Consider the following 21,655-nt stretch of genomic DNA (forward strand, 5'->3'; position numbering starts at 1 on the left):
CAGGAGCGGCAGAATAGAGGGGTCCGCGGCGGCAGCCGCACCGATCCTGCGAGGAGACCGAAGTGAAGATCCGTACCCGCATCGCAGCCGCGGTGACCACCGCGCTCATGTCCGTATTCGTCGCGGTCCCGGCGTTCGCCCATGGCGACGAGGCGCACGACAACTTCTCCCACGCGGGCGAGCCGCTGCAGGTCGTCCCGATCCTGATCGTCGGCGTCGTGCTGCTCGCCGTCGTGCTGATCACCTCGACCCTGGTCGGCAACCTCTTCGAGAAGCCGAAGCGATGACCGTCGCGGATCGCCTCGCCTCCCTCGACCGCCGCACGCTCGCGCTCGACGTGCGCGAGGCGATCCTCACGATCACCATCACCCGTCCGGAGGTGCTGAACGCGCTCTCCCCCGAGGTGATCGCCGAGCTGCGCGAGGTCGTCGGCGCACTGCGCGACAGCGTCGGATCGGGCGCGGATCCCGACTGGTCGATCCGCGGCGTCGTCATCACCGGCGCGGGCCCGAAGGCCTTCGTCGCGGGTGCCGACATCGCGCGGATGCGCGAGATGACCGCCGAGCAGGCCGACGCCTACACCGCCGAGGCGCAGGAACTCACGAGCTGGCTCGAGACGCTGCCCGTGCCCGTGGTCGCCGCCGTCAACGGCTTCGCCCTGGGCGGCGGGTGCGAGCTCGCCATGGCCTGCGACGTGATCCTCGCCTCCGAGAACGCGGCGTTCGGGCAGCCCGAGGTCGCGCTCGGCCTCATCCCCGGCTTCGGCGGATGCGTCCGCCTGCAGCAGTACGTCGGCATCGCCGCAGCGCGCGAGCTCATCCTGACCGGCCGGCGCATCTCCGCCGCGGAGGCCGAGCGCCTCGGCCTGGTCTCCCGCGTGCTCGAGGATCAGGACGCGCTGCTCGCGGCCGCCCGCGAGATCATCGCGCTCGCGGCCCGGCAGTCCCCGACCGCCGTCGCCGCGGCGAAGCGCACCGTCCGTGCCGCGCAGGCGCACCCGACCGATGCCGGGCTCGCGATCGAGCGCGAAGCCTTCGTCGCGCGTTTCGGCACCCCCGACATGCTCGAGGGCACCGCGGCGTTCGTCGAGAAGCGCCGGCCTGAGTTCACCGAGGCCTAGTCCGAAGTATCTCCCGCATCGCGAGCGTTCAGGCACACGATGTGCCCGTCCGCATCGCGCACCACCGCCATGCGCTCACCCCACGGCTGCGTGATCGGGGCGTCGAGCACCGTACCGCCGGCCGCTTCCCAGCGCGCGACCGTCCCCTCAAGGTCTTCGACCGCGAAGGCGATGGCGACCGCAGCGTCGGAGGCCTCGGCGGGGCGCTCGTGCAGCATCAGCTCCGTGCCGTCGTCGGTGCGCAGCCAGGCCAGCTCACCGGAGCGACCCGTGAGTCGGAGCCCAAGCACTCCGCGATAGAGCGCGAGCGCGGCATCGATGCTCGACACCGAGACGATCAGGCGATGCAGGCCGGCGGACATGCCTCCAAACTCGCAATTCCGGGCCCGGAAGTCAACCGCGAACGCGAAGGCGGTGCGATCCGGGTGGATCGCACCGCCTTCCTCGGTTCCCGGGACCGCGCTCAGCAGCCCCGGAACGGCACTAGGACTGAGCGGCGGTCAGCGGATCCCGCACCACGCGGAAGGTTCGCACTTCGGGATCGGCCGCACCGCGCACGTAGCCGGTCGGCGAGGTCGCGACGGCCTGCAGGAACGCGACGGTCTCGGGCGTGATCTCCTCGCCCGGCACCAGGTTCGGGATCCCGGGCGGGTAGGCGGCGAGCGTGTCGGCCGAGACGCGACCGACCGCGTCCTCCGCGGAGACGATCTCGCTCTCGCCGAAGAACGCCGCGCGGGGCAGCATGCGCAGGGTGCCCGCTTCGGGCAGCGGCGGGAAGGCCTCGACCGCGGCGGTCTCCCCCGCGGCGCGCAGCGCCTCGGCTTCGCGCGCGACGGCGTCGAGGGAGCTCATGAGGCGGTCCACGTCGAGCCCGGCGCGGGCGCCGATCACCGCGACGATCACCGTCGCCGTCGACATCTCGAAGTAGACGCCGTGGTCGTCGATGAGTCGGTTGCGCACCCAGTGACCGCTCTGGCCCAGCAGCGAGACATCGATCGGGACGCGCAGCGGATCGATCGCCACGATGTCGCCGAAGTCGCCGAAGTCGTCGCTGACGACCGAGAAGCGGCCGTCAGCGCGCAGGCGGCTGCGGAAGTCCTCGGAGGCCGCGACCGCGCGGGTGATCTCGTCGTGCCCCTGCACGAGCGCGTGCCGGGACGCGTCGAGCGAGCCCATCAGGAGGGCGCTCGCGGAGGTCGAGGAGGTCATCGTGTAAGCGCGAGCCACGAGCGGTTCGAGCCGCTCCGCGAACTCGGTATCGCCCAGGTGCAGCATGGCGGACTGGGTGAAGGATCCGGCGAGCTTGTGCGTGCTCGAGATCACGAGGTCGGCACCGAGGCGGGCCGGGGAATCCGGCAGGTCCTCGTGGAAACCGAAGTGGGCGCCCCACGCGCCGTCGACGATGAGGGCGGCACCGGCCTCGTGCGCGACGCGGGCCAGACCCGCGACGTCGGCGGTCGATCCGAAGTAGCTCGGCGAGACGACGTAGACGCTCGACACCTCGCGGCCGGCCTCGGCCTCCTCGCGCAGCGCCGTCTCGAGCGATTCGGGAGTGAGGCCGTGCGCGATGCCGTTCTCGTGGTCGACGTTGGGGGCGACGAACGACGGGATCAGCCCGCCGAGCAGCACGCCGTCGCTGAAGCTCGAGTGCGAACTGCGCTGCACGAGCACCCGCTCGCCGAGTCCGCGCACCGCGAGCGCCGCGGTGCGGTTCGCCTGCGAGGCGCCGTTGGTCATGAACCAGGTGGTCTTCGCGCCCCACGCCTCGGCCGCGAGCGCACGGGCCTGCTCGAGCGGGGATCCGGGACCGAGGTCGATCCCGTCGAGCATCAGCGGGACGTCGAGCTCGACCGTGCGGGCACCGAAGATGTCGGCGAGGTGGGAACCGCCCGCGACGGGGTCGCATCCGTGGCCGGGGACCATGACGTGCAGCGGGGCGGCGTCGGCGTGCTGCTGCACCGCCTCGACGTAGGGGGCGTGCTGCTGTCGCTCGAGCCGGGCGATCGCCCGGATCGGGTGCTCGCTCGCACCGGTCTCGACGCGGGAGGCGGAGGTGGGTGCGGGAGTGATGTCGTCGTTGCGCAGCATCTCTCAACTCTGCTCCCGCTCGAGCGGCGGCGGAACCCCGGAATCCGCTCAGTCGAACCATATACACTCTGGAGCAAGGACGGGGATCTCCTCCGTCAGCGTCCAAAGAATGCGGGGCACGCATGATCGACCTCAGACAGCTGCAGGCCCTGTCCGCGGTCGCGGCGGAGGGCTCCGTCTCGCGGGCGGCCGTGCGGCTCGGCTGGAGCCAACCCACCGTCGACTACCACCTGCGCAACCTCGACAACCTCGTCGGCACGGCTCTCACGTCGCGCAGCACCCGCGGCAGCACGCTCACGGCGGCCGGCTCGCTCATGCTCGAGCGCGGATCCGAGATCCTCGCGCTCTCCGATCGCGCCCTGACCGACGTGCGCGAACTCGCCCAGCTCGGCCGGACCCGGCTGCGCTTCGGGACCTTCCCGACCGCGGCCGCGCACCTGCTGCCCGGGATCGCGGCGCGGCTCACCGAGCTCGGCATCGACCTCGATGCGGTGCTCACCGAGGTCGCCCCGCTGGTCGAGCAGGTGAACCAGAACACGATCGACGCGGCGCTCGTCTATACGGCGAGCGGCTACGGGCTGCCGTTCCGTTCCGAGGTGCATACGACGCGCATCCTCCGCGACCCGCTGCTGCTCGCGGTTCCCGAGCATCACCCCGCTGCGCAGCACGACAGCATCGACCTGCCGGCGCTGCGTTCGCTCCATGAGGAGGCCTGGGTCTTCGGCGCGACGCCGGGCGACACCATCGACGACATCGTGCGCGATCTCTTCACGGCCGACGGGCACACCGCCGAGGTGGCGCTGCGCACCGACGACTACTCGGTCGTGCTCGGCATGGTGGCGGCGGGTCTCGGCGTCGGCCTCGTGCCGAAGCTGGCGGCCGCGCATCCGCCGGCCGGGGTCGCGCTCCGGCCGCTCGACGATCCGCGCTTCGCACGGGAGATCCTGCTGGCGGCGAAGGGCCCCGCGAGCGGGCCTCCCCCGGCGGTGCGCCAGCTCGCCGAGGCGCTCCGTCGCACGGTCGAGTCGCTGGCGTAGCCCGCAGTTCACGGGCCCGGGGGCTCGGCCCCTCTGGCCCTTCCCCGGCTCTCATCCGGCTCGTGCCCGCCCCTGTCCTCCCGGCGCCCGCCCGGCGCCCTCCCGGTTCGTCGAGTGAACGCGTGTACATGAAATAGGACCGCTTTTCATGTACACGCGTTCACTCGGCAGGATCTCGAGCGGGGACAGTCCGGCCTGCGGAGGGCGACGGGCACACCCCGCAGGGTCCGGGTGTCCCGCAGGGTCCGGGCGTTCAGCCGGGTCCGGGCACTCAGCCGGATCCGAGCGCCCAGCCGGACCGATTCGAGGACTTCGATCCGGCTGAGCGTTCAGATCCGGCTGAGCGAACGGCACGGCAGCGTAACCAGCACTGCCGCGCAACCGGCACAACCTGCACAGCCGAACAACCTGCACAACCACTCAACCGGCACAACCACTCAACCGGCACGGCAGCGCAACCGGCCCAGCCGAACGCCCGGCACAGCCGAACAACCGGTACAACCGCGCAACTGGCATCGCTGAGCGAACGGCTCAGCTGTGCAGCCGGCGCCCATGACCCGCGGAACCCGGGGAACCCGCAGAACCCACAGACCCCGCGAGCACACCGCATGAGCGCCCGGCGCAGGCGGCGCAGGCGGCGCAGCAGCTCCCGAGACCCGTGAACGCGCGGAACCCCGCCGGCCAGAGCCGACGGGGTTCCGCGTTGGCGCAGTAGCGACGCCGGTCAGTGCCCGACCGGGACCTGCTGCGCCTGCGGCGCGGGGTCGCGCACGAACAACGCCACCACGATGCCGAGCGTCGCGACGGCCCCGCCGACGAGGAACGCGACGTGCGTGCCCGACGCGAGCGCGGCAGCGCCGACCGAGGTCGGGGATTCCGCGTGCGCGACCGACACCAGGGTCATGAGCGTCACGAAGAGCGCGGTACCCGCCGCGCCCGCGACCTGCTGCACGGTGCCGATCATCGCGCTGCCGTACGAGGCGAGCTGGTGCGGCAGCGATCCGAGCGAGACCGTGAACAGCGGCGTGAACGTGGCTGCGAGGCCGACGCTCATGACCACGTGGGTCAGGATGACGAACCACAGCGGCGTGCCGACGCCGAAGAGCCCCATGCCCCACAGGCCGATCGCAGTGATGATCGTACCCGGAATGAGGACCGGACGGGCACCGCGACGGTCGACGAGCCGGCCGACGATCGGGCCGAGCAGGCCCATGACGAGTCCGCCCGGCAGGAGCGAGAGCCCCGCTTCGAACACCGAGAGGCCCAGCACCCGCTGCACGAAGATGGGCAGCAGGATCAGGCTGCCGAACAGCGCGAGCGACGCGCAGGCGAACAGCAGTACCGAGAACGCGAACGGCCGCGAGCGGAACGTGCGCAGATCGAGCAGCGCGCGCTCCTGCCGCTGGAGGCTGAGCTGTCGGAGCACGAACCACACGAGCGAGACGGCGCCGATGACGACCGGGATCCACGGCGGCATGGAGGAGCCGCCGCTCGCCAGCTCGCCGACTGCGCTGAGCCCGTAGACGAGCCCGCCGAAGCCGAGGAGCGAGAGCAGCACCGAGAGCGCGTCGATGGGAGCCCTGCGGGGTTCGCCCACGTTCGGCATGCGGAGCGCGCCGATGATGAGCGCCGCGAGCGAGATCGGCAGCACGAGGATGAACAGCCAGCGCCACTCGAAGTGCTCGAGGATGACGCCGGAGATGGTCGGGCCGAGCGCGGGTGCGACCGAGATGACGATCGAGATGCGCCCCATGAGCCGGCCGCGGCTGGCCTCGGGCACCACGGTGATGACCGTGGTCATCAGCAGCGGCATCATGATCGCCGTGCCGCATGCCTGCACCACGCGACCGACGAGGAGCATCTCGAAGCCGGGCGCCGCGGCGGCGATCGCCGTGCCGAGGGTGAAGAAGCCCATCGCCGCGATGAACAGCGTGCGGGTGCGGATGCGCTGGATCAGCATGCCCGTGATCGGGATGACCACGCTCATGGTCAGGAGGAAGGCGGTGGTGAGCCACTGCCCGGCGGATGCGCTGATGCTCAGCGCGTCCATGAGGCGCGGCAGCGCTACGCCCATGATCGTCTCGTTCAGGATGACGACGAAGGCGGAACCGAGCAGCACCCAGACGGCGAGCTGCTCACGCGGCCCGAACGGGGTGGGATCGGTCGCGGCGGAGGGGGCTGAAACGGATTCAGCGGTCGAATCGGGCAGGGCGGAATCAGGGCGCGAAGCGGCGGCCACAGGTACATCGCTTTCAGATAGGTCGGAGGACGAGAGTTCACTCGGTCCTCCGAGGGAGTCGTTCTATGCTAACGGGAGGCACCGACATCGACGGAGGATCTCCGCCGTCGGCAGCGCCGGTGCGAGGGCGCACCCGCACGGGGTGCGCGGCGAAGGGAGCGAACGTGACCGAATCCGCAGGCAACAGCACCCGCCCGGGCAACGTCCCCGCCCTCGAACGCGCGACCAGCATCCCCTGGGAGGACTGGGTCGCGCTCTTCGAGTCGGCGGGCGCGAAGACGCTCGGCCACACCGAGATCGCCCGGATCGCACGGGAGAAGATCCCCACGTCCGTCGAGAACCCCGACTGGTGGGCCCAGGGCGCCGCCATCGCGTTCGAGCAGTACGCGGGCCTCCGGGTTCCCGGCCAGTCCTCGACCGGATCCTTCCGCGTGAGCGCGAGCCGCACGGTCGAGATGGATCGCGACGCCGCGATCGAATCCTGGGCCGGAGTCGTCGCCGGAATCGATCACCACCTCGGGCATCTCACCACCGGGCGCCGCCGCTCCCGTACCGAGAAGCGCACCTTCTGGCGCGCGAACCTCGAGGGATCGGGCGTGGTCGAGGTCTCCGCCGTCGCGAAGGACGAAGGCCGGTCGGTCGTCGCGGTCGAGCACAACGGCCTGCCCGACGCCGACAGCATCGAGGCCTGGCGCGCGCACTGGAAGGACCTGCTGGCGCAGATCTGAGATCCACGCCGGTGAGACCCTTCGCGTGGGCGACTCAGGCGAAGGGCTCGCGCAGCCGCGCGAGGAACTCCCGGGTCTCCTCGCGCTCGGGCGACTCGAAGATCTGCTCGGGCGGCCCGGACTCGATGATCCGGCCGTCCTTCAGGTAGACCACCCGATCGGCCACGCGCCGTGCGAACGACATCTCGTGCGTCGCCATCACGATCGTGGATCCCCCGGCCTTGAGCTCGCGCACGAGGTCGAGCACCTCGCCGACGAGCTGCGGGTCGAGCGCGCTCGTGATCTCGTCGAGCAGGAGCAGCTCGGGATCGGTCGCGAGCGCGCGGGCGATCGCGACGCGCTGCTGCTGCCCGCCCGAGAGGCGATCCGGGTACTCCTTCGCCTTCGCGGCGAGCCCGATGCGTTCGAGCAGGCCGAGTCCGACGCGCTCGGCCTCGGGCCGTGGGATCCCGAAGACCCGGCGCGCGGCGAGGGTGACGTTGTCGAGCACGTTCATGTGCGGGAACAGGTTGTAGTGCTGGAACACGACGCCGATGCGCGCACGCACCCGGTCGGCGTCGACGCGCGGGTCGGTGATGTCCTCGTCGCCCAGGAAGATGCGGCCGTCGTCGATCTGCTCCAGCAGGTTGACGGTCTTGAGCAGCGTCGACTTGCCCGATCCAGAGGCCCCGATGAGCACGACGACCTCGTGCGCCTCGACCTCGAGGTCGATCCCCCGCAGCACGGGGTGCTCGCCGAAGCGCTTGACGACGCCCTCGACCCGCAGCACCGGGGTCGCTCGTTCCGCGCTCATACGACGCCTCCGATCTGCTCGCGCTTCTGCGCCCGCGCCGAGATCCAGTCGGTGAGGCGGATGAACGGCCAGGCCAGGATCACGAACAGCAGGCCGGCGACCACGTACGGGGTGAAGTTGGCGACCGAGGCGACCTCGATCTGCGCCGCGCGGATCGCATCGACCGCGCCGAGCACCGAGATCAGGCCGACGTCCTTCATGAGCGACACGAAGTCGTTCATGAGCGCGGGCGTCACCTTGCGCACCGCCTGGGGCAGCACCACGAGGCGCAGGGTCTTGCCGTGGCTGAGCCCCAGCGAGCGGGCGGCGAGGCGCTGCGACGGGTGCACGGCGTCCATGCCCGCGCGCAGCACCTCGGCCACATACGCCGAATAGCAGAGCACCAGCGCGATGGTGCCCAGGATCTGGACCGGCACGCGGCCGGTGAGCCCGAGCCCGGGGACCCCGAAACCGATGAGGTACAGCACGAGCAGCACCGGGATCCCGCGGAACACATCGGTGTAGCCGGCGGCGAGCAGCCGCAGCGGCGTGAACACCGGTCCGCGCAGGGTGCGCGCGATCGCGACGAGGGTGCTCAGGATCGCGACGCCGATCACGGCGAAGAAGAGCACCTGGATGTTGAGCCAGAGCCCGACGAGCACCTTGGGGAGGGCATCGATCGCGGTCTGCAGATCGAAGAACGATGCGCGGACCTGCTCCCAGCCCGGGCTGTTGACGAGCAGGAGCACCACCGCGGCCAGGAACACCAGGGTGCTCACGACGCTGATCAGCGCCGAGCGGCGGCCGCGGGCGGCGCGATAGGCGCGGCGTTCCAGCTCGATCGAGCTCACCTCGGTGGTGCTCACCGGGTCACCCCATTCTCTTCGGGTCGCAGCGGGATCACTTCAGGACGGGAGCGCCCTGGTCGGCGATCCACTCTGCGGCGAGCTTGTCGAGCTCGCCGTCCTTGCGGAGCGCGTCCACGGCGTCGCTGACCTGCTTCGTGAGCTTCGAGCCCTTCGGCAGCGCGAAGGCGAACTCGTCGCCGCCGGCGCTGCCCGAGGGGAGCTGGCCGACGATCACGCCGCCGTCGAGCTGCGCGTCACGCACGTAGAACGCACCGGGCAGATCGGTGACCATCGCATCGATCTGGCCGCTCTTGAGCGCCTGCACGGTGTCGTCGACCGAGTTGAAGACCTTGAGCTCCTGCTTCGGAGCGATCTCCTGCTGGGCGACCTTCAGCGAGGTGGTGCCCGAGGCGACGCCGATCACGGCGTTCTTGAGGTCGGCGATGCTCTTCGCCTTTGCGGCGTCGGTCTTGCCCGCGGCGACCACGGCCTGGGTCGTCGTGTAGTACGGCGAGGAGAAGTCGACGGCCTTCTTGCGCTCCTCGCTCACCGAGAACTGCTGGATGTTCAGGTCGAAGTCCTTGGGGCCGGGCGCGATGGCGGCGTCGAAGCTGGTGCGGGTCCAGACGACGTCCTTCTTGTCGTAGCCCATCTTCTCGGCCACGGCGTACGCGACGGCGGCCTCGAAGCCCTTGCCGCTCTGCGGCTTGTTGTCGATCACCCAGGGGGCGTAGGCCGGCTCCCCCGTGGCGATGGTCAGCTTGCCCGGGGTGACCGTCTCGCCGGTGTCGGCGCCGCCGGCGCACGCGGTCAGGCCGAGCACGATCGCGGCGGAAGCCGCGACGACGGCGGAGATGCGGGTGAAGCGCGACGGGCGGTTCATGGGGCTCCTTCGAGGGGTCCGGGCCGGATCGAGGCAGACTCGGCCAGCGAACATTCTATTCGCCGGATCGGCCCGGTCGAGCATGGTGCGTCACGGAACGTCACACGTGTCGAACGGTGCCGCCGAAAGGCCCGATCAGGCCGCCGCGTAGCGCTCCTCGCCGGCGACGATGGTGCGCGCGCAGCGACCGGCGCCGTCCTCGACGAGCTGGGCGAGCGCGGCGTCGGGATCCCGCGCATCGATGTCGAACAGTGCGAGATCCGCGAGCGCCCCGACACCGAGCTGGCCGATGCGGCGCTTGCCGACGTGCAGTCCCAGAGCGGTCGCGCCGCCGAGGGTGACGGCGGAGAAGAGGCGCTGGTGCAGATCGCGCTCCGCATAGCCCTGCTGCCGGGCGACGCGGTAGAGCAGCGCGACATCGGCCAGCGGGTCGAGCGACGGCGAGGACGAGAGCGAGTCGGTGCCCACCGCGACGGCGTTGCCCTCGCGCAGGTAGTCCGCGACCGGCGGCATGTCGAGCCCGATGATCTCGTTCGAGCGCGGGCAGAGCGCGACGCTCGTGCCGCGGGCCCGCAGCAGCGCGCGGTCGGCGGCGCTCACGTAGACGCCGTGCGCGATGTGGCAGTCGGGCCCGAGCACACCGAGGTGGTCGACGAACTGGGTCGAGGACACCCCGATCCCCCGCGACCGCAGCGCGCGGAAGCTGTCCGCGCCGAGCTCCGGCCAGGTCTCGTGCCCCGGGGATCCCGTTCCGCGCTCGCGCTCCATGTGCGCTTCCGCCAGGTGGATGTGGAGCCGAAGGCCCTCCTCGCGCACGAGGTCCGGCAGTTCGAGCAGCGGCTGCACGTCGAGCGAGTAGGGCGCGTGCGGCGAGACGCCCGCACCGGGCGGCGTCGGGATCCGGCGGATGCGTTCGAGCACCTCGTCGCGGGCCTCCGGGGTCCAGTCCTCGTTGCTGGCGCCGTAGACCTCCCAATAGGCGATCCCGTGCATACCCGCGTCGTGCAGCGCCGAGAGCGCGGGCTCGTCGGTGACGACGTCGGCGGCGGCCGTGACGCCCGCGGCGAGCGACATGCGCGCGCCGTCGGCGGCGGCGGCGGCCCAGTCGTGCTCGCCGGCCTCGTAGGCGACGTCGAAGGCGTCGCCCCAGTCGTCGAACCCGGTGTAGTGCCGCTCGGCGACCTCGGTCATGCGGGTGTACTGCAGGTGCGTGTGCGCGTTGACGAGGCCCGGCGCGATCGCGCCGTCCCAGTGCTCCTCGCGGAACGCCGCGCCGCGTTCGGCCAGCGCCTCGAGCACCCAGCGGCGGTCGCCCACGTGCAGGATCCGGCCGTCGCGCACGGCGACGGCTCCGTCGCGGATGCGGGGGCTGGTCACGGGCAGCACCAGGTCAGCGCTGTGGACGACGATCTCGGGGGCGGCAGTCACGGTGTCGAGTGTATGGCCTGCGGCGGGTCCGCCCGATTCAGCCGGCGGAGCGGTACCGGTGCACGCGCCACGGCTGGGCCGCACCGCCCGGTCGCGCGCAGGCGGGTGCGGGGTCCGCACCGTCTCCGCGCGCCGCGAGCGCCGCGGCGGCGACCCGGAGCTCGTCCGCGGTGTCGATCGCGTGCACGCCCGGCTCGAGCTCGGCGCTCGCGAGCCGGTCGAGGGCCGCGAGCTGCGTCGCGAACGAGAGATCCATCACCTCGACGGGGTTGCCCTCCCCCGCCGTGTAGTTCACGCCGCCGCCATCGGCGAGGATCAGGATCCCGTGCTCTGCCGCATCCCTGCCGGGTGCCCTCCACTCGGCGATGCCCGATGCGAGTTCCCGTGCAGTCCAGCCCGCTTCACGGAGCTCGTCGAGCCCGAGCTCGTCGTCGACGCCTCCGGCGACGGCGACCGCGGTGCCGGGGCGCAGCGCCGCGAGCGCGGCCCCGTCGAGCGTGTGCCACACCCCGGTCGCGCTGATCACCACGTCGGCGGAGGCGCAGGCGTCGGCGAGCGGCGCCGCCGCGAAGCCGTCATGCACCGCGGAGAGCGCACGGACGGCGTCGCGCTCGACCACGGTGACGTGCGCGCCGAGCGCCGCTGCGAAGCGCGCGACGCCCTCGCCCACCGGTCCGTAGCCCACGACCGCCCAGGAGGTTCCCGCGACGGGCACGAGGGTACGTTCGAACGCGAGCGGCGGGGCACCGCACGGATCGAGCAGGTCCGCGACGGCGAGCACGCAGGACTGCCCCGTGCCGACGCGGTTGTCGAAGTCGGTCTTGGTGCGCGCGTCGTTCACGGCGATCACGGGCAGGCGCAGTTCGCCCGCCGCCGCCATCTCGTGCAGCGGACGCACGCCGCTCGTCGTCTCCTCGCTGGATCCGCGCAGCCCCGAGAGCGCCTCGGGTCGTTCCGAGTGGGCGAGCCGGATCAGGTGGGAGCCGTCGTCGACGAGCAGCTGCGGCCGCCAGTCGAGCACCCCGGCGGCGTGCTCCGCGTCGACGGCAGCGGCCTCGTGCCCGGGCACCTGCGTCTGCGGAGCGAACACCCGGACGCCGCCCGCGGCGAGCGCCCGCGCCACCGAAGGATCGGTCTCGCTCGCGGCGCTGAACACGGCGACCTCGGCACCCGCCCGCTGCAGCGCCAGGGCGAGCGCGCTGGTCTTGGGTTCGAGCACCAGACTCACGGCGACCCGGAATCCCGCGATGCTGCGGCGTTCGGCGAGTTCCGCGGCGAGTGCCGCAGTGACGGGCATGCCGAGCGCCGCCCAGGCGATGCGTGCTTCGGCGTCGGATTCGGGGGCCAGACCGGTGCGCACGGCGAGCGCCGCAGTGACCTCGGGCCCGTGGAGGGCGAGCACATCGCGCCGCAGGGCTTCGGAGCGCCAGTCGGCACCGAGCGCCTCGTGCACCGTCTCGGCCAGATGCGGGTCGGTTGCGACACCCGCAGTCGATGAACCGGGAGGAACGGGGATCACGGTGACGGGGAGGCCCGCCGCCGCGTCGTCGGTTCGCGCGAATGCTCGGACGGTGTCGGCGATGCCCACGCCGTCGCCGTCGGCGAACACGAAGTCGGGACGCGCTGCACCGGAACCGGCATCGGAGCCAGCACCGACGCGTACCCCCATGCGTGTCAGCACGCCCGTGAGCGCGGCGACGAGAACGCGATCGTCGATCCGGATCTCGGCCCGGCCGCCGGCGAGCAGCCGGTTGCCGGCGCGGGCGGCGAGGCGCACCGCTCGCTCGATGCGCTGTGCGAGCCCGCGCTCGGCGTCCGTGGCTCTGCTCTGCTCCGTCACTGCTGCTCCTTCGGGGCGTCGGTGCTCGGCGCCGGTCCGCTCGATTTCGGCTTCGACTTCGACTTCTGCTGTTCGGCCCGCCACTGCGCGCAGGCCGCCTGCGGTTCGCCCGTCAGGCCGAGGGCGGCGCGTGCCCGGGTGTCGCTCTCCGCCGCATCGCCCGGATCCCACCGGTAGGCGATCGCCGCGGCGGCGTCGAGCTTCGCCACGCGTTTCGCCTGCCCGGCATCGGCGGCGAGCGAGGCGCGCACCGCCTCGATGGTCGGAGCTGCGGTCTTCGGCCAGACGATGCCGGGCGAGCCGAGCTCCCCGGCGGCTCGTGTGCTCGCCGCGCCGACTTCGCCCATGGCCTCGGAGAACGGCGCGGTCTCTGCCTTGCCCGCCGAGGCGGTTCCGCGCGCGAGCACGAGCCGGAGACGGTCGAGTTCGACGTCGGCCCGATCCCAGGCCTGGTTCACCGGGCAGACCGCGCTGAGATAGCGGGTTCCGGCCTCCGAGGCGGTCAGCTTCCGAGGTTCGGGCTCGGGGCTGGCGCAGCCGGCGAGCAGCAGTGCGACCGCACCCGCTGCGGCGACCGCGGCGATGCGACGGCCCACGAGCGTCATCGCTCCCCCGGTTCGGGGATGCCGCTCGGGTCGACGGCATCGGACGCCGGTTCGATGACGCGATGCGCGAGGGCTCCGCCGAGCGCCGTGGCCAGACCGAAGACGGCGAACAGCAGGGCCGGACCCCACGAGGCGTTGCCCGACCATCCCAGGGACGCCTGCGCGAGCAGCGGCAGGAAACCGCCGACGACGGCCGCGAGGTTGTAGCCGAGGCTCACCCCCGAGTAGCGGAGTTCGGACGGGAAGAGCATGGTGAGCGCCGGACCGGCGACCCCGTAGGCGAGGATCACGGCGGCGAGACCGAGGCAGACCGCGAGCACGGCGGCGACCGGCTGCCGCGAGTCCACGAGCCAGAACACCGGGAACGCGACTACGGCGGTCGCGAGTCCGCCCCAGAGCGTCACACGGCCCGGACCGAAGCGCTCGGCGAGCCGGCCCGAGAGCAGCGTGACGCCGACCTGCACGACCGCGGCGATGAGCGTCGCGTTGACCATGAGCTGGCGATCGAGGCCGCGCGCGCCCGAGCCGAAGTTCACGAGGAAGGTGTTCATGAAGTAGAACCCGCCCACCCCGAGCAGCGAGACCAGGATCGCGATGCCGAGCCGGCCGGGAGCCCGCGAGATCACCTGGAGCACGGGCACCCGAGCGCGCCGCCCCGAACCGACGAGCTCGACGAACGCCGGCGACTCCTCGATGCGCCGGCGGAGCCAGACCGCGACGAGCAGCATCGGGATCGCCGCGAGGAACGGCACGCGCCATCCCCAGGCGTCGAAGTCCGCGGCCGGCAGCAGGAGCACGAGCGAGAAGGCTCCGCTCGAGAGCAGGGTCGCGATCGGGGACGACAGCTGGACGAGGGCAGCCAGGCGGTTGCGCAGCCGCGCGGGGGCGTGCTCGACGGCGATGGTCATTGCGCCGCTCCATTCGCCCCCGACCGCGACGCCCTGCACCAGACGCAGCAGCACGAGCAGCACGGGTGCCGCGATGCCGATCGATGCGAAGTCGGGCAGCAGGCCGATGAGCGCGGTCGCCGTGCCGATGAGCACGACGCTGAGGACGAGGGTCGGGCGCCGACCGATGCGATCGCCGAGGGTGCCGAACAGGATCGCACCGAGCGGGCGCGCGACGAAGCCGACGCCGAAGGTCGCGAAGGCGGCCAGCGCGGCGGCCTGGGGGTCGAGGGTCGTGAAGTAGAGGCGGTTGAACACCAGTGCCGCGGCGAGTCCGAAGAGGTAGTAGTCGTACCACTCCATGGCGGTTCCGGCGAGCGCGGCGACCGCGACGCGGCGGGCCTGGGTCGCCGAGAGCGCGGCGGGCGGCGGTGTGGGCGCCTGAGTGGTGGTCACGGGGCTCCTCGAAGGATGCGACGGCGAGCGCGGAGCGGCGCTGCGCGGGCGGGTGTTCCGGAGGTTCCAGGGTAGCGGGCGCCTCCGACACCGGTTCCCGATCCGGGGCGTACCCTGATCCCATGGCGAGATATCTCGATGAGGCGTCGGCCGCGGCCGACGGGATCCTGCTCACCCACGAACCGGAGCGGAACCGCTTCGTGCTGACGCGCGACGGAGCGCGGATCGGCGAAGCGCACTACACGCTGCTCGGCGAGGAGGCGATCGACTTCGACCACACGGTCGTCGATCCGTCGCTGCGCGGCACCGGCCTCGCGGGCGTGCTCGCGCAGCGCGCACTGACCGACCCGATCACGACGGGCCGACGCATCGAGGCGTCCTGCTGGTTCATCGCGGGCTACCTGCAGAGGCACCCCGAGCTCGCCGGCGGTGCAGCGGACGCCGCTGCCGACCCAGAGGGCTAGTCCTCCTCGTCGTCGCCCTTCTTGGTGCGGCGCTTCTTGAACAGACCGGCCTTCGGCTCCGCGTGCTCGCGCACGAGCGCCGTCAGGTCCTTCTCGATGAGCTGCTGGATCCGGGAGTCCCGGGCTTCCCGGTACTCCGCGCTCGCGCCCCCGCTGTAGTAGGGGTGCGTGGCGCGCTCCTTCAGCGAGTCCCCGATCTCCTCCCAGGCCGCAGCGCGAGCGCGCGTGGCGGTCTCCGTGAGGTATTCGGGATCGGCTGCACGGCGGCGCAGCTCGGCCGCGATGTTCTCGTAGACCTCCTGGCGGTGCCGCAGCGTGCGGTTGTCCTCGTTGCCGTACTCGGACTCGCTCCAGGCGCTGCGGCCGGTGTCGCGGATCTCGCCTCGGACACGGCTGATGTGCTTCGCATCGCGCTCGCGCTCGGCGGCCAGGTCCTCGGTCGCCTCGCGGACCATGTCGACGACCTTGGTCTCGTCGTAGTCCATGTGCTTCTTGAGGGCGTTCATGATGATGTCGTTCTTCACCGTCATGCGGACGGCGACATCGGCCACGAGCAGACCCTGCTCGACGATCTCTTCGACGGGGGCGAGCACCCGGCGCGGCAGCTTGCGCGGGGCGCGCGAGCCCGGACGCTTGCGCTTCTTCGACCAACCGAACACGCAGCCCCCTTTCCTCAGACGCTCGCAGACCAGTATTCCGCAACCGGGGTGCCTCGCGCACCATGCACCTGTGCATCCGGTGAGTCGCGGGTTGCCACCCCGCACCGAGTGTGCGAGCCTGGAGGGGCTTCGCTCTGAGTCGAAGCGCGGACGAGGGAGCAGTACCCGCCCAGCGACAAGACTGCCACGGAGGTGGACATGTCTGTCGCATGGATCGTCCTGATCCTCAGCGGAATGCTCGAGGCCGTCTGGGCTTCGGCGCTCGACGCGTCGAAGGGATTCAAGAAGCTCTGGCCGAGCGTGCTCTTCGTCGTCTCGGTGACGGCTTCGATGGTCGGCCTCGCCTGGGCGATGCGCGAGATCCCGGTCGGCACGGCCTACGCGGTCTGGGTCGGGCTCGGCGCGGTGCTCACCGCGGCCTGGGCGATGATCACCCGCAAGGAGCGTGCCACCGTGCTGCGGATCGCGCTGCTCGCGGGCCTGATCGCCTGCGTCGCCGGCCTGAAGCTGGTGAGCGCATGACCGCCCGGGGCCGCCGCGACGGCCGCACCCCGAGCCAGGCCTCCGCGTGGAGCGTGCTCCTCGCGAGTGCGGTGCTGGAGGCGATCTGGGCGCTCGCACTGCACGCCTCGCACGGGTTCACCGTGCTCGTCCCGTCGCTCGTGTTCGCGGTCGCGGCGCCGCTCAGCATGATCGGCCTCGGCTACGCGATGCGCGGGATCCCGCTCAGCACTGCGTACGCGGTCTGGACCGGAACCGGCGCAGCGCTGACCGTGCTCGCCTCGATGGTCATCGGGACCGAGCCCGTCTCGGTGCTGAAGCTCCTGTTCATCGCCGGGATCGTCGGCTGCGTGATCGGGCTGAAGTTCGCACCCGCGCCTCCGTCGAAGGCGGCGGGCACCGGGAGCGGGTCCGTGCAAGACTGAGGCCGTGGAGATCCTGCTGAAGCGGGCCTACGAGCCCGCAGCACCGTCCGATGGCACCCGCGTCCTCGTGGATCGGCTGTGGCCGCGCGGCGTGAGCCGCGAGCGCGCAGCGCTCGACGACTGGGCGAAGGAGGTCGCACCGAGCGCCGAGTTGCGTACGGAGTGGCACCACGATCCCGACGGGCACTCCCCCGAGCACTTCGCGGCGTTCGCCGCGCGGTACCGCGCGGAGCTCTCCGCGGGCGCGGCGCTGGCGGGGCTCGACCGGCTGGTCGCCCTCGCCCGCTCGGTGCCGCGGGTCACGCTCGTCTACGGCGCCAAGGATCCGGTCCGGAACCACGCGGTGGTGCTGCGCGACGCGCTGCGCGACCGCGCGGAGCAGACCGGTCCGGGTCTCTCCGGCGCGCACTAGTCAGCTTCGAGGATCTCGCGGAAGCGCCGCAGCGCGCGATCGAACTCGGCCTCGTCGGCTCCGCCGAGACCGATCACGATCCCGTGCTGCGGCGCGGTCGAGCCGCCCGGCGCACCGGATGCGCTGTGCGCGCTCGGGATCCCCTCCCGCCGCTGCCAGTACCGTTCGAGCGAGGCCCCGCCGAGCCCGGCACGCTCGATCCGCCGCACTGCGGCGGACTCCCGCTCCCGGCCGCCGGGACCCGAGCCGAGCTCGACCACGGCGTGCAGCCCGCCGTGGGTGGGTCGTACGCGGACCCCCGCGATACCGGCGAGCCGTTCGCCCACGAGCTCCCTGCGGATCGCGTACCGGCGCCGCATCCGAGCGGTGTGCCGGCGCAGCTCGCCCGTCGCCAGGAACTCGGCGAGCGCCGTCTGCACGACGGTCGAGACCGGGCCGCCCAGCTCCTCCCGCACGGGTTCGATGACCCCGCGCAGGCCGGAGGGCGCCAGGAGGTAGCCCGCTGAGAGCGCCGGCGCGATGGTCTGCGAGAAGGTGCCGAGCAGCAGCACCGCCCCGGCTGCGGGATCGTCGAGCGCCGCGAGGGTGGGCAACGGGCTCCCGCTGTGCCGCAGTTCGGAGTCGTAGTCGTCCTCGACGATCACCACACCGCGGCGTCGGGCCCAGTCGAGCAGTTCGCGCCGCCGCGCGAGCGGGAGCGATCCTCCCAGCGGATACTGGTGGCTCGGCGTGACGATCACCACGTCGAGGACTCCCTCGGGCAGTCGCGCGGTGTCGAGCCCGTCGGCGTCGGCGGGCAGTGCGAAGACCTGCGCCCCGTGCCGCGCCGCGACCCCGCGGAGCGAGGGATACCCGGGATCCTCGACCCCGACGGCGAGCGCCCGGCCGCGGGTCGTGCCGAGCGCGGTGAGCACGAGCCCCAGCCCCTCGCGCGCGCCGGCGGTCACGATCACGTCCTCGGCATCGCGCGCGGTCCCGCGCATACGGCGCAGGTGCTCCGCGATCTCGGCGCGGAGCCGAGGATCGCCGAGCTCGGGAGCCGCCAGGTGGGCGCGCGCCGCAGCGGTGCGCCAGGCCGACCGCCAGGCGGGCCGATCGACCGCGTCGCTGATCGGCATGCCGGGAGCGAGCGGCCCGGGCAGTCGCGGCGCGAGGTGCGAGGCTCCGGTCGGAGAGGGCGCCGGTGCCGTCCGTGAGTTCGAGAGCGCGCCCGAGCCCTCCGGAGCCGGAGCGGAGGGCGTGGACTGCCGCAGTTCCGGATGCACCGTGGTGCCTCGGCCGTGGCCGGCCGAGAGATAGCCCTCGGCGATCAGCTGCTCGTAGGCCGCGACGACGACGCCTCGGGCGACGCCGAGTTGGCGTCCGAGCTCCCGCGTCGCCGGCACGGATTCGCCGGCGCGCAGCACGCCCCGGTCGATCGCGTCCCGGATCTGGGCCGCGAGCTGCACGGGGAGCGGCGCATCCGCCGAGCGGTCCAGCGGCGACGAGAGCGTCAGCGAGGCCGCCCTGGCGGAACGCGAGCGGGCGCGCGGATCGGAATCGAGCATGCCTCGATTCTTGCACCTCTCTTCAATCTTGGTCTATTCGATTCCACAGAAGATGGATCTTGTCACGGACCAATTGAGTTCGTCAGGCTGTTCGGCATGACTGATTCCCAGAACCCCGGAACCCCCGACCTCCTCGACGCCATCGGCTCGCCGCTCGTGAAGCGCGGTCTCGCCGACATGCTCAAGGGCGGCGTGATCATGGACGTCGTCACGCCCGAGCAGGCGCGCATCGCCGAGGACGCGGGCGCCGTCGCCGTCATGGCGCTCGAGCGCGTCCCCGCCGATATCCGCGCGCAGGGCGGCGTCGCCCGCATGAGCGATCCCGACCTCATAGACGGGATCAAGGCCGCCGTCTCGATCCCGGTCATGGCGAAGGCCCGCATCGGCCACTTCGTCGAGGCGCAGGTGCTCGAAGCGCTCGAGGTCGACTACATCGACGAGAGCGAGGTGCTCTCGCCCGCCGACTACGTCAACCACATCGACAAGCAGTCGTTCACCGTGCCCTTCGTCTGCGGGGCGACGAACCTGGGCGAGGCCCTGCGCCGCATCGCCGAGGGCGCCGCCATGATCCGGTCCAAGGGCGAGGCTGGCACCGGCGACGTCTCGGAGGCGACGAAGCACATCCGCACCATCAAGCGCGAGATCGCCCGACTCGGGTCGCTCGACGCCGACGAGCTCTACGTCGCGGCCAAGGACCTGCAGGCCCCCTATGACCTCGTCGCAGAGGTCGCCCGCACCGGCAAGCTGCCCGTCGTGCTCTTCACCGCGGGCGGCGTCGCGACCCCGGCGGACGCCGCGATGATGATGCAGCTCGGTGCCGACGGCGTCTTCGTGGGATCCGGCATCTTCAAGTCGGGCGACCCCGCCGCCCGCGCGGCCGCGATCGTGCGCGCCACCGCCCGCTTCGACGATCCCCAGGAGATCGCCGCCGCTTCGCGCGGGCTCGGCGAGGCGATGGTGGGGATCAACGTCGCCGACCTGGCCGCCCCGCACCGCCTCGCCGAGCGCGGCTGGTGAGCCGAGTGCGCGCGGGGGTGCTCGCGCTCCAGGGCGGCGTCGCCGAGCACGCGCGCGTGCTCGAGCGGCTCGGCGTCGAGGTGGTCCTCGTGCGCCGCGAGCGAGACCTCGCGGGGCCCGACGGAACCCGCCTCGACGCGCTCGTACTGCCCGGAGGCGAGTCGAGCACGCAGGATCGCCTGCTGCGACTGCTCGAACTGGCGAGTCCCCTGCGCGCCGCGATCGCGGCGGGACTTCCGACGCTCGGCACCTGCGCCGGCCTGATCCTGCTCGCGCGCGACGTGCTCGATCCCGCTCCGGGCCAGCAGTCGCTCGGGTTCCTCGATATCGCCGTTCGCCGCAACGCGTTCGGCGCCCAGCTGGCCTCGACGGAGGCCGAGTTCGCGGTCGATGCCGCGGGCGTCTCGGGAACCGGCGCGGAGGGGGCGGTGCGCGGAGCGCTGATCCGCACTCCCGAGATCGTGTCGGTCGGCGCGGGCGCTCGCGCGATCGCCCGGGCCGACGGCCGGATCCTCGGCGCGACTTCGGTGGCCGCGAGCGGGTCCGGCTCAGGTGCGGACGTCTCCGGCGCGGGCGCATCCGGCGCAGGCCGCTTGGGCCGCTCGGGCACCCCGGGCGGCGGATCCTCGCTCAGGCTCGGCACGGTGACCGGGATCTCGTTCCATCCCGAGCTCTCGGGCGATCCCGCGGTGCACCGCGCGCTCCTCGAACTCGCCGCGGATCCCGATCGAGCCGACGCGGACGTACGGCTCGCCGCGGGCTAGAGGCCGACGACCGCCCCGGTGGAGGCGAGGCGCTGAGCCATGACCGCGATCGATTCGGGATTGTCGTCCATGAGCACGAACTTGCGCTTCAGCTCCGCCGCGGCGGCGCCGGCCGTGCCGCTGCCCGCGAACGGATCGATGACCCAGTCCCCCGGGCGGCTCGAGGCCTGGATCATGCGGCGCACCACGCCGACGGGCTTCTGCGTCGGGTAGCCGACGCGCTCCTTGCCCGTGGGCGAGACGATCGTGTGCCACCAGGTATCGGTGGGCAGCTTGCCCTTCGCGGCCTTCTCGGCGGTCACGAGGCCGGGAGCCATGTAGGGCTCCCGGTCGACGGCCTCGGCGTCGAAATAGTACCGGTCGGGATCCTTCACGTACATGAGGATCGTGTCGTGCTTCGTCGGCCAGCGCCGCTTGGTGCGGGCGCCGAAGTCGTAGGCCCAGATGATCTCGTTGATGAAGCAGTCGCGTCCGAACAGCCCGTCGAGCAGCACCTTCGCGTAGTGCGCCTCGCGATAGTCGAGGTGGAGGTAGAGCGTGCCGTCGGGCGCGAGCAGACGCCAGGTCTCGGCGAGACGGGGCTCGAGGAACTCCCAGTACTCGACGAAGCGGTCGTCGAAGCGCAGCGTGCGCTCCCGGACCACTTCGTAGGAGAGCCCGCGGAAGCCCAGGCGACCGCCCTCCTCCGCTTCGGGGCTCTCGCCCGTATTCGCACCCGCGGTATCGGGGTCGGTCTTCGGCTCGATGCGCGTACCGCGCACCCGTTCGTACTGGCGCGCGCGCCCGGTGTTGAAGGGCGGATCGCAGTAGGCCACGGTGAAGGACTCGCGGGGCAGCGCCCGCATCAGCGGCAGGTTGTCGCCCGCGAGCACGAGGTCGGGACTCGCAGGGGTCCAGTCGATCACCTGGCGCATGCTGTTCCCGATCTCCATCCG

Annotated in this window: 23 protein-coding genes and 1 riboswitch; of the genes, 10 read left to right on the plus strand and 13 right to left on the minus strand. The window is 72.1% G+C overall.

Annotated elements, in window-relative coordinates; translation table 11 throughout:
- Window positions 1-62 precede the first annotated feature (62 nt).
- Both BMH31_RS05370 and BMH31_RS05375 read left to right on the plus strand, forming a co-directional pair.
- Window positions 63-287, plus strand: coding sequence for a hypothetical protein (locus BMH31_RS05370; RefSeq protein ID WP_046454031.1), 225 nt, complete (start codon window positions 63-65; stop codon window positions 285-287).
- A complete protein-coding gene (locus BMH31_RS05375; RefSeq protein ID WP_099723729.1) occupies window positions 284-1,120 on the plus strand; it encodes an enoyl-CoA hydratase-related protein in 837 nt (278 codons plus the stop codon). Before BMH31_RS05370 ends, BMH31_RS05375 begins: the two co-directional genes overlap by 4 nt.
- Here BMH31_RS05375 and BMH31_RS05380 read toward each other — a convergent pair.
- Complete coding sequence (locus tag BMH31_RS05380; RefSeq protein WP_099723728.1) at window positions 1,117-1,482, minus strand: VOC family protein; 366 nt, start codon at window positions 1,480-1,482, stop codon at window positions 1,117-1,119. The genes BMH31_RS05375 and BMH31_RS05380 overlap by 4 nt on opposite strands.
- A gap of 121 nt (window positions 1,483-1,603) precedes the next feature.
- The gene (locus BMH31_RS05385) at window positions 1,604-3,208 is read right to left on the minus strand and encodes an aminotransferase class I/II-fold pyridoxal phosphate-dependent enzyme (RefSeq protein WP_099723727.1); all 1,605 of its coding nucleotides are present in this window, start codon (window positions 3,206-3,208) and stop codon (window positions 1,604-1,606) included.
- Between the two features lie 122 nt (window positions 3,209-3,330).
- Here BMH31_RS05385 and BMH31_RS05390 point away from each other — a divergent pair, with 122 nt between their 5' ends.
- Entirely contained in the window at window positions 3,331-4,245 is a 915-nt protein-coding gene (locus BMH31_RS05390; RefSeq protein WP_099723726.1) for a LysR family transcriptional regulator, read from the plus strand.
- A 724-nt stretch (window positions 4,246-4,969) separates the two neighbouring features.
- Here the strand turns inward: BMH31_RS05390 and BMH31_RS05395 are convergent.
- Window positions 4,970-6,484, minus strand: coding sequence for an MDR family MFS transporter (locus BMH31_RS05395; RefSeq protein ID WP_099723725.1), 1,515 nt, complete (start codon window positions 6,482-6,484; stop codon window positions 4,970-4,972).
- Window positions 6,485-6,648: 164 nt separating this feature from the next.
- Here BMH31_RS05395 and BMH31_RS05400 point away from each other — a divergent pair, with 164 nt between their 5' ends.
- Entirely contained in the window at window positions 6,649-7,212 is a 564-nt protein-coding gene (locus tag BMH31_RS05400; protein WP_099723823.1) for a hypothetical protein, read from the plus strand.
- Between the two features lie 34 nt (window positions 7,213-7,246).
- Here the strand turns inward: BMH31_RS05400 and BMH31_RS05405 are convergent, their stop codons facing one another.
- From BMH31_RS05405 to BMH31_RS05435, 7 genes are all read right to left on the minus strand, one after another.
- On the minus strand, window positions 7,247-8,005 hold the full coding sequence (locus tag BMH31_RS05405; RefSeq protein ID WP_099723724.1) for an amino acid ABC transporter ATP-binding protein: 759 nt from the start codon (window positions 8,003-8,005) through the stop codon (window positions 7,247-7,249).
- The gene (locus BMH31_RS05410) at window positions 8,002-8,850 is read right to left on the minus strand and encodes an amino acid ABC transporter permease (RefSeq protein WP_099723723.1); all 849 of its coding nucleotides are present in this window, start codon (window positions 8,848-8,850) and stop codon (window positions 8,002-8,004) included. Before BMH31_RS05410 ends, BMH31_RS05405 begins: the two co-directional genes overlap by 4 nt.
- 34 nt (window positions 8,851-8,884) lie before the next feature.
- Window positions 8,885-9,715: an ABC transporter substrate-binding protein gene (locus BMH31_RS05415; protein ID WP_099723722.1), complete on the minus strand. Its 831-nt coding sequence runs from the start codon at window positions 9,713-9,715 to the stop codon at window positions 8,885-8,887.
- A 135-nt stretch (window positions 9,716-9,850) separates the two neighbouring features.
- Window positions 9,851-11,143, minus strand: coding sequence for an amidohydrolase family protein (locus BMH31_RS05420; protein WP_099723822.1), 1,293 nt, complete (start codon window positions 11,141-11,143; stop codon window positions 9,851-9,853).
- A gap of 37 nt (window positions 11,144-11,180) precedes the next feature.
- Window positions 11,181-12,983, minus strand: a complete 1,803-nt coding sequence (locus tag BMH31_RS05425) for an adenosylhomocysteinase (protein WP_241898149.1) — start codon at window positions 12,981-12,983, stop codon at window positions 11,181-11,183.
- Window positions 12,980-13,588, minus strand: a complete 609-nt coding sequence (locus BMH31_RS05430) for a hypothetical protein (RefSeq protein ID WP_099723721.1) — start codon at window positions 13,586-13,588, stop codon at window positions 12,980-12,982. Before BMH31_RS05430 ends, BMH31_RS05425 begins: the two co-directional genes overlap by 4 nt.
- Window positions 13,585-14,931 (minus strand): MFS transporter, encoded by a 1,347-nt coding sequence (locus BMH31_RS05435; protein WP_241898150.1) that lies wholly within the window; start codon window positions 14,929-14,931, stop codon window positions 13,585-13,587. Before BMH31_RS05435 ends, BMH31_RS05430 begins: the two co-directional genes overlap by 4 nt.
- Before the next feature lie 122 nt (window positions 14,932-15,053).
- On the opposite strand from BMH31_RS05435, the gene BMH31_RS05440 reads away from it, so the two are divergent.
- Window positions 15,054-15,395: a GNAT family N-acetyltransferase gene (locus tag BMH31_RS05440; RefSeq protein WP_099723720.1), complete on the plus strand. Its 342-nt coding sequence runs from the start codon at window positions 15,054-15,056 to the stop codon at window positions 15,393-15,395.
- Here BMH31_RS05440 and BMH31_RS05445 read toward each other — a convergent pair.
- Window positions 15,392-16,054, minus strand: coding sequence for an asparagine synthase (locus BMH31_RS05445; RefSeq protein ID WP_099723719.1), 663 nt, complete (start codon window positions 16,052-16,054; stop codon window positions 15,392-15,394). The two genes, BMH31_RS05440 and BMH31_RS05445, sit on opposite strands and share 4 nt — an antisense overlap.
- A gap of 122 nt (window positions 16,055-16,176) precedes the next feature.
- A riboswitch (guanidine-III (ykkC-III) riboswitch) is annotated at window positions 16,177-16,245 on the plus strand.
- A 7-nt stretch (window positions 16,246-16,252) separates the two neighbouring features.
- Here BMH31_RS05445 and BMH31_RS05450 point away from each other — a divergent pair.
- From BMH31_RS05450 to BMH31_RS05460, 3 genes are read left to right on the plus strand one after another with little or no spacing between them, the layout of a single operon-like run.
- Window positions 16,253-16,576 (plus strand): multidrug efflux SMR transporter, encoded by a 324-nt coding sequence (locus BMH31_RS05450; RefSeq protein ID WP_046454041.1) that lies wholly within the window; start codon window positions 16,253-16,255, stop codon window positions 16,574-16,576.
- The gene (locus BMH31_RS05455) at window positions 16,573-16,980 is read left to right on the plus strand and encodes a multidrug efflux SMR transporter (protein ID WP_099723718.1); all 408 of its coding nucleotides are present in this window, start codon (window positions 16,573-16,575) and stop codon (window positions 16,978-16,980) included. Before BMH31_RS05450 ends, BMH31_RS05455 begins: the two co-directional genes overlap by 4 nt.
- 4 nt (window positions 16,981-16,984) lie before the next feature.
- Entirely contained in the window at window positions 16,985-17,392 is a 408-nt protein-coding gene (locus BMH31_RS05460; protein WP_099723717.1) for a DUF488 family protein, read from the plus strand.
- Here BMH31_RS05460 and BMH31_RS05465 read toward each other — a convergent pair.
- Window positions 17,389-18,939, minus strand: a complete 1,551-nt coding sequence (locus tag BMH31_RS05465) for a PLP-dependent aminotransferase family protein (protein ID WP_099723716.1) — start codon at window positions 18,937-18,939, stop codon at window positions 17,389-17,391. The two genes, BMH31_RS05460 and BMH31_RS05465, sit on opposite strands and share 4 nt — an antisense overlap.
- Before the next feature lie 96 nt (window positions 18,940-19,035).
- Between BMH31_RS05465 and pdxS the strand changes: the two genes are divergently transcribed.
- Both pdxS and pdxT read left to right on the plus strand, forming a co-directional pair.
- Entirely contained in the window at window positions 19,036-19,956 is a 921-nt protein-coding gene (gene pdxS, locus BMH31_RS05470; protein WP_099723715.1) for a pyridoxal 5'-phosphate synthase lyase subunit PdxS, read from the plus strand.
- Window positions 19,953-20,720, plus strand: a complete 768-nt coding sequence (pdxT, locus tag BMH31_RS15535) for a pyridoxal 5'-phosphate synthase glutaminase subunit PdxT (RefSeq protein WP_241898151.1) — start codon at window positions 19,953-19,955, stop codon at window positions 20,718-20,720. Before pdxS ends, pdxT begins: the two co-directional genes overlap by 4 nt.
- Here pdxT and BMH31_RS05480 read toward each other — a convergent pair.
- Window positions 20,717-21,652 (minus strand): site-specific DNA-methyltransferase, encoded by a 936-nt coding sequence (locus BMH31_RS05480; RefSeq protein ID WP_241898152.1) that lies wholly within the window; start codon window positions 21,650-21,652, stop codon window positions 20,717-20,719. The genes pdxT and BMH31_RS05480 overlap by 4 nt on opposite strands.
- Between the last annotated feature and the right edge of the window lie 3 nt (window positions 21,653-21,655).

Origin of the sequence: Leucobacter sp. OLIS6 (genome assembly GCF_002752355.1) — a bacterium.
GTDB lineage: Bacteria > Actinomycetota > Actinomycetes > Actinomycetales > Microbacteriaceae > Leucobacter.